The organism is Dyadobacter sp. SG02 (assembly GCF_900109045.1).
Taxonomy (GTDB): Bacteria; Bacteroidota; Bacteroidia; order Cytophagales; family Spirosomataceae; genus Dyadobacter.
In genome coordinates this window covers 1-13,469 of record NZ_FNYL01000007.1, presented here as the reverse complement: position 1 = coordinate 13,469, position 13,469 = coordinate 1, and the positions used below count along the sequence as shown (strand labels likewise).

Here is a 13,469-nt window from a genome sequence, read left to right as displayed (position 1 = left end):
GCTTTTTTAGCTCACGTGCTGTTAATCTTTCTTTTTCGGCACCTTGGCACCTTCCTTGCGGGCCTCGGACAGGCCAATAGCAATTGCTTGCTTTTTGGAAGTTACCTTTTTCCCCGAACCCGATTTTAGTTTACCTTCTTTTTGCTCATGCAAGGCTTCCTCCACCTTTTCACCAGCTTTTTTCGAATATTTGGCCATGATATTATTTTTTAGGTGTTGATGTTTTTATTTTTCGCACCTGACTGGCGCGGCTTTTATTGAATCAAAATGCATACCAACGCGCCGCCGCATTCCCTTTTATTCCAAACCCGTAACGCATGAAAAAATCATTATTGCTATTTCAATTGACCAGCGTGTTTTTCAGCGCCGGCGCTATTGCGCAAAATGCCGGTTCTGTCTTGCTCAAAAACGCCACGGTGATCGACGGTACCGGTTCTCCTGCACGTTCGAATACCGATATTCTGATTACAGGCAATCAAATTACCGCCATTCAAAAAGGTATTAAAGCCAACGGCGCCCGCGAGATCGATCTGAGCGGCAAGACCGTCATGCCCTCGCTCGTATGCGCACATGCACACGTCGGCACACTCAAAGGAACAACGTCCTCCGCGGACAATTACACCCGCGAAAACCTGCTCCGGCATCTCAAAAAATACGAGGATTACGGCGTCGGCGCCGTGCTCGCCATGGGTACCGACCGGCCATTGATATTCAACGGGTTCATCGATTCCACCCAGGCCGGACAGCTCCCAGGGGCCAGGCTGTATTCGGCCGGATACGGTTTCAACACGCCCGATCCGAACCCCGGCTCGTGGATGAACCTCTTGCTCCGCCCCAACACAGCCGACGATGTACCGGCCATGATGGAAAAACTGGCGGCTGTGAAACCGACGGTCGTCAAAATATGGGTCGACGACCATGGCGGCAATGCGCAAAAGATGAAACCCGAGATTTACCAGGCCATCATCCGCGAGGCGCACAAGCGTAATATCCGCGTGGCTGCGCACCTGTTCTACGTCGAAGACGCCCGCAAGCTCACCGAAGCCGGGATCGACATTATCGCCCACAGCATCCGCGACAAGGAAGTGGACCAGGATTTGCTTACCAAAATGAAGCAGAAAAACGTCACGTACATTCCCACGCTTTCTTTGGACGAATACCAGTTTGTATATGCCGGCAACCCCGACTGGGTCAACGACGCATTTTTCAAAGCCTCGCTCGAACCGGGCGTATTCGAGATGATTACGGATAAGGCTTACGGGGAGAAAATCAAAAACGCACCGGATTACCAGCGCAATATGTCGGCATTCAAAACGGCGATGATCAACCTGAAAAAAATTTACGACGCAGGTATCCAGGTTGCCCTCGGCACCGACTCCGGCGCATTCCCCATCCGCACCCAGGGCTTTACGGAGCATCTGGAAATGGAACTGATGGTAAAAGCCGGCCTCACACCCGCGCAAGCCATCACCGTCAGCACCCGCAACGCCGCCACCGCCTTGCGCATCGACAACGAAAAGGGTACTCTCGAAAAGGGCAAAAAAGCGGACTTCCTCATCCTCTCCGCCAATCCCGTCGACGATATCCGGAACACACGAAAGATCGAATCTGTTTGGAAGGAAGGGAAAGAGGTAAGTAAGGGGCCGCTTCATTAAACAACAAAAACCATGAACATCACACAACCCCACACTTACCAATTCAACGACGACGGCAGCATTCCGAACAACAAATTTCCGCTGCTCGTTTACCGTGGCACCTTTAAAGCAACCGGCCAGGAAGGCGCCGAGTGGCTCGAAAAGCGGTTCGCGGAGCATAACTGGACGAATTCGTGGCGCGATGGCGTATTTTCGTACCATCATTACCACAGCATCACGCATAAGGTGCTGGGTGTATATGCTGGCAATGCGCTCCTGCATATGGGTGGCGAGCGGGGCGAAAAACTGCACGTTACCGCGGGTGATGTGCTGGTGATACCAGCCGGAGTGGGCCACAAGAAGCTCCAAGCGTCGTCGGATTTTGCAGTGGTGGGCGCTTACCCCGACGGCCGCGATTACGATATTTTACGCGGGGAGCCGGGCGACAGGCCGCGTGCATTGGAAAACATCCGTAATGTACCTCTCCCGCTTTTTGACCCGATTTGGGGCACCGAGAAAGGTTTATCCAAAATATGGCAGTAGTTTTAATGCCCGAAATCACTCCTGATCATGAAAATTAAATTCAAAAGACTCGACCACATTATGCTCTGCATCCCGCCGGGAACCGAGCAGCAGGCGCGCGAATTCTATGGCGGCGTACTGGGCCTCGAAGAACTGACCGACCTGGGCTACCCGCTGCCTAACGGGGCTATCTGGTTCCAAATCGGCGATATTCAGTTGCATATCCGCGCGGAAGACGTGCACGATATTTCACAACGGCATCCGGCGTTCGAAGTAGCCGACCTGGAAGAGGCCCGCGCATTGCTTGAAAAACACGGTATCGAATTCAAAAATGAAAGCAAAATCCCCGATCGCAACCGCTTCTCCTTCCGCGACCCGTTCGGGAACCGTATCGAACTGATTGAAATGATTGCATAAGAAGAGGGCTGCACGAATGGTGCAGCCCCTGCGGTTTTGTATCAATATATTTCAAATCTAAGTCGCAATATCGGTGTACGGATTACTGATCGTCACCACTTCCTGGTTGATAAACTGAATCAGATTCTCGTTCAGGCGCTCCTTATGGGTGACGAACAGGCCGTGCGGCGCACTTTCGTAAACAATATACTCGGCGCCGGGAAGCATTTCGGAAGTTCGCTCGCTACTGACGTTAATCGGAACGGTCTTGTCGTCCTCTCCGTGGATGATCAGCACGGGCACATCCAGCAGCGATATTTCATTGCGGAAATCGGTAGCGCTGAAACTGCGGACGCATTGTGTAGTGGCACGCCCGGAGGCTTGCAATGCCAGCATGCTGTGCCATTGCAACAGCTCGTCGCTTACCGCATTATTTAAAAATGCGTTTCCATAAAAGCTCTTACCGAAACCTGCCAGAAACTTCGGACGGTCGTCTTCGATTTCCTGCACAAACCCATCGAACATTTCCTGTGGCAAACCTTCGGGGTTGTCCTCCGTGTGGAGCATATAAGGAAGCACCGTACTGATAAGCACCGCTTTGGAAACTTTGGCGCTGCCGTATTTGCTCAGGTAACGCACTACTTCGCCGGCGCCCATCGAGAATCCTACCAGGATCACATCGTCCAGGTCTAATGCATCGATCACCGATTTAAGATCGGCAGCCAGGGTATCGTAATCATACCCATTCCACGGTTTGTCCGATTTCCCGAAACCGCGGCGGTCGTAGCCGATGCAGCGAATGCCGTGTTTAGGCAAAACATTGAACTGATATTCCCACATTTCATGGCTCAGCGGCCACCCGGAAATGAAGACAACGGGCTTACCCTGCCCTACCTCGTGCACGAAAAGCTGCACAGGCTCCGCATTGATGCCCGATTTTGATTCTATAAATCCCATGACGTTCTGTTTTTAGTTTTTGATTAATGGTATTAAATGCAACCCGAGGTTAAAAAGAGCTGTGCCAAAAAGGTGATCGTTGGAAATAGACCCGTATCGATACTCCGGCATCGTTTGCATTGTACAGTTAGTTGTAGATAGATATAGACAGCGGGGAGATAGGTCGGCAAAAGTGATATTCTGCCGGATCAAATACCCACATATTTAGTTATCGCAAAACCGAAAAGGCAGTAATTGGAAAAAGTAATCCTAAATTTGCAGTCACTTTCGACGCAGAAGACGTTCACTTGATGTTAAAGTTTGTTTACGGTTTTTTAATTGCTATTGTCGTTCTCGCGGGGATTACCGAGGTTGTATTAAGGGTAAAATATGGCTTTTGTAACTCACCGCTCTACGTTTCCGACCCTGATTTTGAATATATCTACGCGCCCAACCAGGACGTAAAAAGGTTCGGTCAGGTGCTACGGACCAACAGCCTTTCGATGCGGAACGAGGAAGTGCTGCCTACCGATAGTCTCGTGATACTGCTGATAGGTGATTCGGTCGTCAACGGCGGAAGCCTTACCGACCAGGACAGCATTGCTTCTACCCTGCTCGAAAAACGTTTTTTAAAGGATTTCAACAAACGGGTACGCGTCCTGAACATTTCTGCCGGGTCGTGGGGACCGGATAATACCGCCGCCTACCTCAAAAAATACGGTACTTTCAAAGCCAAACTGATCTGCCTCGTAACAAGCAGCCACGACGCACACGATATTATGTCGCATCAGAGCCCGGTGGGCATCGATCCGGGGTGGCCGAACAAGCAGTATAAAGTGGCCCTTTACGAACTATGGGACCGTTATCGCTGGATGTTCTTCTATTTTCTGGATACCCTTTTCCTGACGCCCGAACCGGAGAAAAAGGAAGACAATATCGCCATTGTGAAACCCGACGTAACGGATAGCGCGCATGTAGCCGCGGACGCGAAGGCTGTGGAGGATACTGTCGAAGCGAAAAAACTGAACGAGGCAGGTATCCGCAAGCCTGGTCTGATATTCAATCCAGGGTACGAGCAACTTTATGAAATCGCGCAAAAAGACAGTATCCCGATGTTCATTTACCTGCATCCCGAAATCTCCGAAATCGATCTGGGGCATTTCAATGACCAGGGGCAGGAGATCATCGCATTCGCTAGGGAGAAGAATATCAGACTGATAGACGAGTTCAAGTTCGGTGTTTCAAAGGAGAGATACCGAAAAATGGACGTCGTGCATTTCAATAGCGGCGGGCAAGTTTTCCTGGCCGATAATCTGTACCCATTGTTTCAGGAATACCTTAAACTTCGGAAATAATGCGGGTACTGATCGTTCACAACCAATTATGGGCGCATTATAAATCGAAGCTTTTCAGCGAGATCGACCGGGCTATCAAACGGGCCAATCCGACGGACGAACTCCTCGTTGCGCAGATCGCGTTGTACGAGGCGAGCCGAAAAGGAATGCAAAACGACGATACGATCATTTATGATTATCCTTACAAAGTGCTTTTCGAACGCAGCCTTGATCAGGTAAGCTTCGGCGAACGGCGCGAGGCGCTTTTCAGGGTGTTCGACGAATACCGGCCCGACGTGCTCAATATCACGGGCTATTTCGACTGGGCGCAGGTGCTGCTCATGTTTTACGCGCGGTGGAAAGGTGTGCAAGTGGTAATTTCATCGGAATCGTCCTCCGCCGACCACAACCGCTCGGCCTGGAAAGAGTGGATCAAGAAAGTAATTGTAGGCCGCGCCAGCGCATTTTTTTGCTTTGGAAAAACATCTGCGGAATACCTGGAAAGCCTGGGTGTGCAGAAAAGTGCAATCAAAACGCGGAATGCGGCAGTGATTGACGAACAGGTGATCCGGCAGCGGTACGATGAAGCCAAAGCGGAACTTGCAACGGCGGAAAAGCGTATTTCGCGGAAATTTGTCTATGTAGGAAGGCTTGCACCGGAAAAGAATCTGAATACACTGATGCTTGCATTTGCTAAAACTGTGAAAGAAACCGGGTCGGACTGGCAACTGCTCTTTGTAGGCGACGGACCCGAACGAGCCCATCTGGAAAAGCTTGCAACCGACTCGGGCATTGCAAACCAGGTCATTTTCGCGGGTGGATTCCCGTGGTACCAGGTGCCTGGCTGGCTGGCGCAGAGTGATGTGCTGGTATTGCCCAGCAAATCGGAGCCGTGGGGACTGGTGGTGAATGAGGCAATGGTGTGCGGAATGCCCGTCATCGTGTCCGATACGTGCGGATGTGCCGCCGATCTTGTACGCCATGGTGTGAACGGGTTTGCATTTAATCACACCCAACAGGCCGAACTAGAAAAGCATTTAGCCTTTTTTATCCAAAATCCCGACCGCATGGCCGGAATGGGACAAGAATCTTTAAAACTGATCGCCCCGTTTGCGTCCGGCCCGGTGGCCGGGCAAATGGCCGCGACTTACCGCGACCTCGCCAGCCAATGACGGGACGCATTACGAACACAACTATACATTTAACCCCAAGCATGCGAATACTCAATATTTGTGCATATACATGGGCGATCGGAGGCCCGGCCCGCATTATCTACGACCACACCACAGAGGTCGTGAAGCAAGGCCACCAGGTCGACATACTGAGCCCGATGACGCCCGGCGAGAAAATGTACCCCGTGCCCGAGGGCGCACGCCTGATCGCTGTCGCGCGTACGACGCCCCTGAGCAATGTCTACCGGGAGTTTTCCGTCGAATTGTACAAATATTTGAAAAAACACATCCACGAATACGACGTGGTACACATGCACGGGATCTGGCATTTCGGTAGCCTCGCGCCATTCCTGATCCCTTCGAAAGCGGTGAAAGTCATCACCATCCACGGCCTGCTCGACAAATGGGCGGTAGCGCACAGCAAGTGGAAGAAAGATCTGGTGACTTTTTTATACCAAAAGAAACTGCTTGGCCAGGCCGATCTCATCCAGATCAACAACACGGACGAGGAAGAAGACGTGATCCGCTACCTGGGTTACCGACCGAAAAACATGGTGATTGTGCCCAACGGTATGAAACTCGACGAATATACCCGCTCGAATCTGCCTGCCAAAGGTACCTTCCGTGCCAAACACGGTATTTCACCCGACCAGCAAATGGTACTTTTCCTGGCCCGGCTGAATATCAAGAAAGGCCTCGACCTGCTTTTGCCCGCATTTCAAAAGGTTCATGAGCAATTACCGAATGCCCAGCTGATATTAGCAGGCCCCGACGACGGTTACCAGGCCGAAACCGAAGATTTTATCCGCAAACACAACCTCGGAGACCGCATTAAACTGGTAGGTATGCTCACCGACACCATCAAAAAAGAAGCGTTAGCCGATGCCGATCTCTTCGTCTCTCCCTCCTATTCGGAAGGATTTTCGATCGCGGTACTGGAAGCGATGACATCCGGCGTACCCGCGCTCGTGTCCGACCGGGTGGGCTTCGGCGACTACATTGCTCAGTACGATGCGGCTTACCTTACCCCACTGAGCAGCGAAGGCGTGGCGGATGGACTTCTTAAAATATTACAAGACAGGTCTTACGCCGAAGGCATCGCAAATCGAGCTTACAAGATGGTTACCGAAAATTTTGACATCCGCGTGGTTGCCAATCAGTTATTGGAAGAATACAAGAAAGTTCAAAAAAAGTAACTACATTTGCGGCCAAAGTAACCGATATGATTGATTTATCCGTCATCATTTTAACACACAACGAATCCAAGCACATCGGCCGGTGCATTCAAAGCCTGTTACAGGTTACTGATAAAATTTTCATCGTCGACTCCCATTCCACCGACGACACTGTTGCAATTGCCGAAGGCCTCGGCGCTACGGTGGTACAGAATCCCTGGGTTTCCTACGCGTTCCAGTTTAATTTCGGTATCCGGAATAACCCGTTCCAGACCCAATGGCTCATGCGCATGGATGCGGACGAGTACATTACGCCCGAACTCGCCGCAGAACTGAACAGCTCGCTCGCGCAGGTGCCTGAAAATGTCTCGGGACTTTACGTGAAACGCAGGGTGATTTTCATGGAAAAATGGATTCGCCGCGGTGGCTATTACCCCATCTGGCTCCTGCGCGTATGGCGGCGCGGGCTGGGCATTTGCGAGGAGTTATGGATGGATGAACATATCAAACTAAGCAGCGGCACCACCGCTCAGTTACAGCACGATATCGTCGATCATAACCTTAATAACCTCACCTGGTGGACGCAAAAGCATAACAATTACGCAATCCGGGAGGTCATCGACCTGTTGAACATTAAATATAACTTTGATAGCAAAGAGACCGTCGAACCGAGTTTCTGGGGCAACCAGGAGCAGCGCACGCGTTTCCTCAAAATCAAATATGCCGGTATGCCGCTTTTCACGAGGCCGTTTATCTATTTCACATTCAGGTACTTCGTGAAGTTGGGGTTCCTGGATGGAACAAAGGGGCTAATGTGGCACGTTTTACAGGGGTTTTGGTATCGCTTCCTGGTGGATGCCAAGATTTACGAAGTGTATCACCGGGTAGGCCGCGACAAGGAAGCTATTGTATCACATTTCAGGACGGAATATGGAAAAGACCTCAGGAACCCAAACCAATCTGTCCGTTTATAACAACGATTGGTACAATCCGGGTGGCTATCCGAAGCTGGTAACATGGTATTTGTTGAACCGGCTGTTCATTCACACACACATTCCATATCCTTCCGCATTCAAGGTTGCATTGCTCCGGCTGTTCGGCGCGAAGATCGGCAAAGGGGTGGTGATCAAGCCAAAGGTGAACGTGAAATACCCCTGGTTCCTGCAAATAGGCGACCATGTCTGGATCGGGGAAAATGTGTGGATCGACAACCTCACATTGGTGACTATCGAATCAAATGCATGCCTGTCGCAGGGCGCAATGCTTTTAACGGGCAATCATAATTACAGAAAAAGCACTTTTGACCTGATTGTGAAGCCCATAACGCTGGGGACCGGCTCCTGGATCGGCGCGCAGGCAACGGTTTGTCCGGGCGTGCAGGTAGGCTCCCACGCGCTGCTGACCGTTGGATCAGTTGCTACGAGCCATTTGGAAGCTTATGGAATTTACCAGGGAAATCCTGCAAAATATATCAAAACAAGAACTATAACCAGTTGAAAGTAAGCATACTTACTGTTGTATATAATGGTGCGGCGACGATCGGTCACTGCATAGAGTCCGTACTCGCGCAAGATTATCCGGATATCGAGTACATTATCGTGGACGGGAATTCGAAGGATGGTACCCAGGAAATCGTGCGGTCGTACGGTGACAAAATCGCCCGTTTTCTAAGCGAACCGGACGCCGGAATCTACGATGCCATGAACAAAGGCATACAATTGGCAACCGGTGATGTCATAGGGATTCTGAATGCCGACGATTTTTACGCGTATCCGTCGGTGATCAGCGAGGTGGCCGGGGTGCTGGCTTCCGGCGATTTCGACGCTTCCTATGGCGATCTTGAATATATTGATGCAAACGATGCAACGCTCGTACGCCGGAAATGGGTCTCTGGTGCTTACAAGGTAGGCGCGTTTTTGAATGGATGGATGCCGCCGCACCCTACTTTTTTCGTCAAGAAAGAGGTCTACAACACACACGGGCATTTCCGCCTCGATCTCGGTAGCGCAGCAGATTACGAACTGATGCTCCGTTTCGTACATCGTGAAAACATCAAGCTTGCTTATGTACCCAAAGTCCTCGTGAAAATGCGGGCCGGAGGTGTCAGCAACAGTACATTCAAGAACCGCATCGCTGCTAACCGGAACGACCGGCTGGCATGGAAAATCAACCATCTCGAACCCCGGTTTTATACTTTGTGGTTAAAACCTTTGAGAAAAATTATACAATTTATCTAAGACACGGAAGTCAACTGAAGTACCTTAAACCAAACAGTAAATATTTTGATATTCAGGCATTTGCATATTACAATTATTGGTTTATATTTCGATATTTGAATTTGGATTTTAGGATCCGCACCTCAACGCACTTCCCAATTTGACAGGCTCATGGAACTACAACTACCTCTGCAAATTCTGACCGAAGGAAACGTCAATACGCTTGTCCATCACGACATCTATCAATGCCTTCTTTCATTCCTGATAGGCTGCTTTCTTTCGATCATTTCAATACCCATCATCATCAACCTCTCCAACCTGCTGCATTTGACTGCCAAGCCGGGTTTCAGAAGCTCACATGAAACGGAAACGCCTACTTTGGGCGGTATTGCCATATTTGCGGCGACTTTAATTGCCTATTTCCTGTGGCCGCATTCGGAGAACATCCTCGATTCGAACCTGATCAGCCTGGCGATGACCGGCGTGATCATCTTGTTTTTCCTGGGGATTAAAGACGATATCCTGGCAGTAGACCCAACGAAGAAACTTATCATCCAGATTTTCGCCTCGCTGATCCTCGTCGCGATGGGGAATTTCAAGGTCGATAACTTCTACGGCATCTTCGGCATTCACGGTGTTTCGGACTTTATCAGCATTCCGCTCACAGTTTTCATTTTCATCGCCATCATCAATGCGATCAACCTCATCGACGGGATTGACGGCCTCGCGGGCGGTATCAGCCTCATTGCAGGCCTTGGGTTCGGGATCTGGTTCATCGCCAACGATCATTTCTCATTCGGTTGCCTTGCATTCGCGATGTCGGGCTCGTTGCTCGGTTTTCTGCGTTTTAATTTTTCCAAAACCAGCAAGATTTTCATGGGCGACACCGGTTCGCTGATCGTCGGCTACCTGCTTTCGATCTTCGCGGTAGAGTTCCTTTCACTGAACGTAGGTTACCTGCACGACCCCAATGCCTATTTCAATGCGCCGATCATCGTGATGGTACTGCTAATCGTGCCGATCTTCGATACATTACGCGTGTTCATCGTCCGCATTTTCAAAGGCGGCTCGCCCTTCGTGGCCGACCGCAACCATATGCACCACATCCTGATCGACAACGGCCTTAATCACTTCTGGGCATCGTTCACATTGTGGATGGTGACCATCATCAACACGGCTTTATTCTTCACGTTCCATGGCGACATTACCAACACCGCATCGTTGTACATTTACGTAGGAATGTTCGGTCTGTACATGGTATTTGCCTATTTTCTCAAAAAACGAATTGTTACCGTCAAAGAGCGGAAAAAATTGGTCAAAAGCCCCTCATTGGCTGACGATGACCTTTCTACCTTCCAATAATCGATGTAACCAGCCGTCTCAAAATCCGTAATGAAATTCTGGCGAATACCTTCCCGGATTTCATTGCGGTGAACCGAATGTTTGTACCTTGCACGAAACATCGTCAACTCAGGTATGAACAAAAAGATTAGAAAAGAAGACGCGCTATACTACCATTCCAAGGGTAGACCAGGAAAAATACAGGTCATCCCCACCAAAGAAACGAGTACCCAGCGCGACCTTTCGCTTGCCTATTCACCCGGCGTGGCCGAGCCTTGTCTGGAAATCGCCGAAAATGTAGAAAATGCTTATTTATATACCGCCAAGGGCAATCTGGTGGCCGTAATCAGTAATGGTACCGCCGTGCTTGGCCTGGGTGATATCGGCCCCGAAGCCTCCAAACCGGTGATGGAAGGGAAAGGCCTGCTCTTCAAAATATATGCCGACATCGACGTTTTTGACATAGAACTCAACACCAAGGACGTCGATGAATTTGTAAGAACGGTCAAGATACTCGAACCGACTTTCGGTGGCGTCAACCTGGAAGACATCAAAGCGCCCGAATGCTTTGAAATAGAAGCGCGGCTCAAAAAAGAGCTGAACATTCCCGTCATGCACGACGACCAGCACGGAACGGCGATCATCAGCGCCGCGGCCATGCTAAATGCATTGGTGCTCGTCAACAAAAAGATCGAAGACATCCGCGTGGTCGTATCCGGCGCGGGCGCATCCGCGGTATCGTGTACGAAGCTGTACCTCTCATTGGGAGCCAGTCCGAAAAACATTGCTATGTTCGATACCAAAGGGCATATTCATAATGGCCGGACGGATCTGAGCGATATGAAGAAGCAATTCGCGACCGACAAGGCTTACGAATCGCTGGAAGAAGCTATGGTAGGCGCCGACCTCTTCCTCGGCCTTTCCACCGCAGACATTGTTTCCAAGGAGATGGTAAAATCGATGGCAAAGGACCCTATTGTGCTCGCCATGGCCAACCCGAACCCCGAAATTCCCTACCCGGATGCCGTAGAAGCCCGCGAAGACGTGATCATGGCCACCGGCCGCTCCGATTACCCCAACCAGGTGAACAACGTGCTCGGCTTCCCGTACATATTCAGGGGCGCGCTCGACGTACGTGCGACGGAAATCAACGAGGAAATGAAGCTGGCAGCCGTTCACGCATTGGCCGACCTCGCTACCAAGCCCGTTCCCGATATCGTGAACCTCGCTTATAATGAGACCAATATCGTTTTTGGTAAAAATTATATCATTCCAAAACCGGTAGATCCGCGCCTGTTAACGACCGTAGCACCCGCTGTGGCGAAAGCCGCCATTGCTACCGGTGTTGCACGGAAGGTGATCACCGATTGGGATGCTTACGAACAAGAGCTTTCGAGCCGCCTGGGGCGCAATGAGCAGATCTCACGCGTGATCCTCAACAAAGCGAAATTATCCCCTAAAAAGGTCGTATTTGCGGATGCCGAGAACATTCAGGTGTTGCGGGCCGCCCAACAGGTACGCGACGAAGGCATTGCCACGCCGATTTTGCTCGGTAATAAGGACACCATCCTGCATTTAATCCGTGAAAGTAAGCTCGACCTGGCCGACGTGTCGATCATCGACCCGCGCGTACCGGAAAGCGATGCCATGATCGAAAAGTATGCCGCCAAATTGTTCGAAAAGCGCAAAAGAAAGGGGCTTACCCCTATTGAAGCACGTCGCACGATGTATTTCAAAAGCTACTTCGGCTCGATGATGGTTGAAACGGGCGAGGCAGACGCATTCATTTCCGGTCTGACAAGAACTTACCCCGACACGATCCGCCCGGCGCTGCAAGTGATCGGTAAGCAGGACGGCGTCAACAAAGTGGCCGGTATGTACATTCTGCTCACCCCGAAAGGCCCGCTGTTTTTCTCCGATACCACCGTCAACCTCGACCCGACCGTCGATGACATCGTGGAAATCACCGAACTGACTGCGAAAGCCGTGGAGCGTTTCAACATCCAGCCGCGCATTGCATTGGTAACTTATGCCAACTACGGCAGCGCCAAAGGGGCCGACGCCGAGAAAATGCGCGACGCTACCGCGATCCTGAAAAAACGCAACCCGTCGATGATCGTGGAAGGCGAGTTGCAGGCGCACCTTGCATTCAATACGACATTATTGAAGGAAAATCACCCGTTCAGCGACCTCGTCGACGGCGGCGCAAATACATTGATCTTCCCCAACCTTTCGGCCAGTAACATCGCTTATAACCTGCTGAAAGAGGCCGCGGAACTCGAAACCATCGGACCAATCCTGCTCGGCCTCAAAAAGCCAGTACACGTGCTGCAATTAGGTAGCTCGGTGCGGGAAATTGTGAACATGGTGGCGATTGCCGTTGTGGAAGCGCAAATGAAAGGCCAGTAATGCTTTTCGATCATGCATAAAACAAAAGAGCCCGTCTCAAATCATTTTTGGGACGGGCTTCTGTTTTAAATGGTTTACAAACGTGTTTTCCGATTGGTATAAGATTTTAGCGGCATGGGCAGTTCCTGAGCTAGATCAAGCCTATCTAAGCTGCCTTCTTCCTGATATTCTGTGCTATCGCAATCAATCCCCATTCGATCTCAACCTTTTGCTTGCCACGGAGCATGAACCGGCGAAAGTTGTGGTTATGCTTGATATTGCCGAAGACAGGTTCGACATCAAAGCACCGCTTTTTTCGTTTCTGGATTCCCTCTTCACTTTTCAGTAACTCGTC

14 protein-coding genes are annotated in these 13,469 nt (G+C 50.6%); 11 read left to right on the top strand and 3 right to left on the bottom strand.

What is annotated here, in order from left to right; all coding sequences use genetic code 11:
* Positions 1-21: 21 nt before the first annotated feature.
* On the bottom strand, positions 22-198 hold the full coding sequence (locus tag BMW93_RS35490) for a DUF6496 domain-containing protein (protein ID WP_012779878.1): 177 nt from the start codon (positions 196-198) through the stop codon (positions 22-24).
* 119 nt (positions 199-317) lie between these two features.
* On the opposite strand from BMW93_RS35490, the gene BMW93_RS17425 reads away from it, so the two are divergent.
* Genes BMW93_RS17425 through BMW93_RS17415 form a run of 3 tightly spaced genes read left to right on the top strand, consistent with a single transcriptional unit; the run spans position 318 to position 2,573 of the window.
* Positions 318-1,655, top strand: a complete 1,338-nt coding sequence (locus tag BMW93_RS17425) for an amidohydrolase family protein (RefSeq protein ID WP_090378960.1) — start codon at positions 318-320, stop codon at positions 1,653-1,655.
* A 12-nt stretch (positions 1,656-1,667) separates the two neighbouring features.
* Positions 1,668-2,177, top strand: coding sequence for a cupin (locus BMW93_RS17420; protein ID WP_090378955.1), 510 nt, complete (start codon positions 1,668-1,670; stop codon positions 2,175-2,177).
* A gap of 27 nt (positions 2,178-2,204) precedes the next feature.
* Entirely contained in the window at positions 2,205-2,573 is a 369-nt protein-coding gene (locus BMW93_RS17415) for a VOC family protein (RefSeq protein WP_090378953.1), read from the top strand.
* Between the two features lie 57 nt (positions 2,574-2,630).
* Here the strand turns inward: BMW93_RS17415 and BMW93_RS17410 are convergent, their stop codons facing one another.
* Complete coding sequence (locus tag BMW93_RS17410; protein ID WP_090378950.1) at positions 2,631-3,509, bottom strand: alpha/beta fold hydrolase; 879 nt, start codon at positions 3,507-3,509, stop codon at positions 2,631-2,633.
* A gap of 290 nt (positions 3,510-3,799) precedes the next feature.
* Between BMW93_RS17410 and BMW93_RS17405 the strand changes: the two genes are divergently transcribed.
* From BMW93_RS17405 to BMW93_RS17370, 8 genes are all read left to right on the top strand, one after another.
* The gene (locus tag BMW93_RS17405) at positions 3,800-4,843 is read left to right on the top strand and encodes a hypothetical protein (RefSeq protein WP_090378947.1); all 1,044 of its coding nucleotides are present in this window, start codon (positions 3,800-3,802) and stop codon (positions 4,841-4,843) included.
* Positions 4,843-5,994: a glycosyltransferase gene (locus tag BMW93_RS17400; RefSeq protein ID WP_090378944.1), complete on the top strand. Its 1,152-nt coding sequence runs from the start codon at positions 4,843-4,845 to the stop codon at positions 5,992-5,994. The genes BMW93_RS17405 and BMW93_RS17400 overlap by 1 nt, the downstream gene beginning before the upstream one ends.
* A gap of 41 nt (positions 5,995-6,035) precedes the next feature.
* Positions 6,036-7,190 (top strand): glycosyltransferase, encoded by a 1,155-nt coding sequence (locus BMW93_RS17395; protein WP_090378941.1) that lies wholly within the window; start codon positions 6,036-6,038, stop codon positions 7,188-7,190.
* Between the two features lie 26 nt (positions 7,191-7,216).
* Positions 7,217-8,143: a glycosyltransferase family 2 protein gene (locus BMW93_RS17390; protein ID WP_090378938.1), complete on the top strand. Its 927-nt coding sequence runs from the start codon at positions 7,217-7,219 to the stop codon at positions 8,141-8,143.
* Positions 8,100-8,666 (top strand): putative colanic acid biosynthesis acetyltransferase, encoded by a 567-nt coding sequence (locus BMW93_RS17385; RefSeq protein WP_090378935.1) that lies wholly within the window; start codon positions 8,100-8,102, stop codon positions 8,664-8,666. The genes BMW93_RS17390 and BMW93_RS17385 overlap by 44 nt, the downstream gene beginning before the upstream one ends.
* A complete protein-coding gene (locus tag BMW93_RS17380; protein WP_090378932.1) occupies positions 8,663-9,406 on the top strand; it encodes a glycosyltransferase family 2 protein in 744 nt (247 codons plus the stop codon). Before BMW93_RS17385 ends, BMW93_RS17380 begins: the two co-directional genes overlap by 4 nt.
* A gap of 150 nt (positions 9,407-9,556) precedes the next feature.
* Positions 9,557-10,747 (top strand): MraY family glycosyltransferase, encoded by a 1,191-nt coding sequence (locus BMW93_RS17375; protein WP_090378928.1) that lies wholly within the window; start codon positions 9,557-9,559, stop codon positions 10,745-10,747.
* A 114-nt stretch (positions 10,748-10,861) separates the two neighbouring features.
* Positions 10,862-13,135 carry an NADP-dependent malic enzyme gene (locus tag BMW93_RS17370; RefSeq protein ID WP_090378925.1) on the top strand — a complete coding sequence of 758 codons (2,274 nt, stop codon included), beginning with the start codon at positions 10,862-10,864 and terminating at the stop codon, positions 13,133-13,135.
* Between the two features lie 145 nt (positions 13,136-13,280).
* On the opposite strand, the gene BMW93_RS17365 is transcribed toward BMW93_RS17370, so the two are convergent.
* Positions 13,281-13,469, bottom strand: a 189-nt coding sequence (locus tag BMW93_RS17365) for a transposase (protein ID WP_143061670.1), incomplete at its 5' end; no start/stop codon positions are given.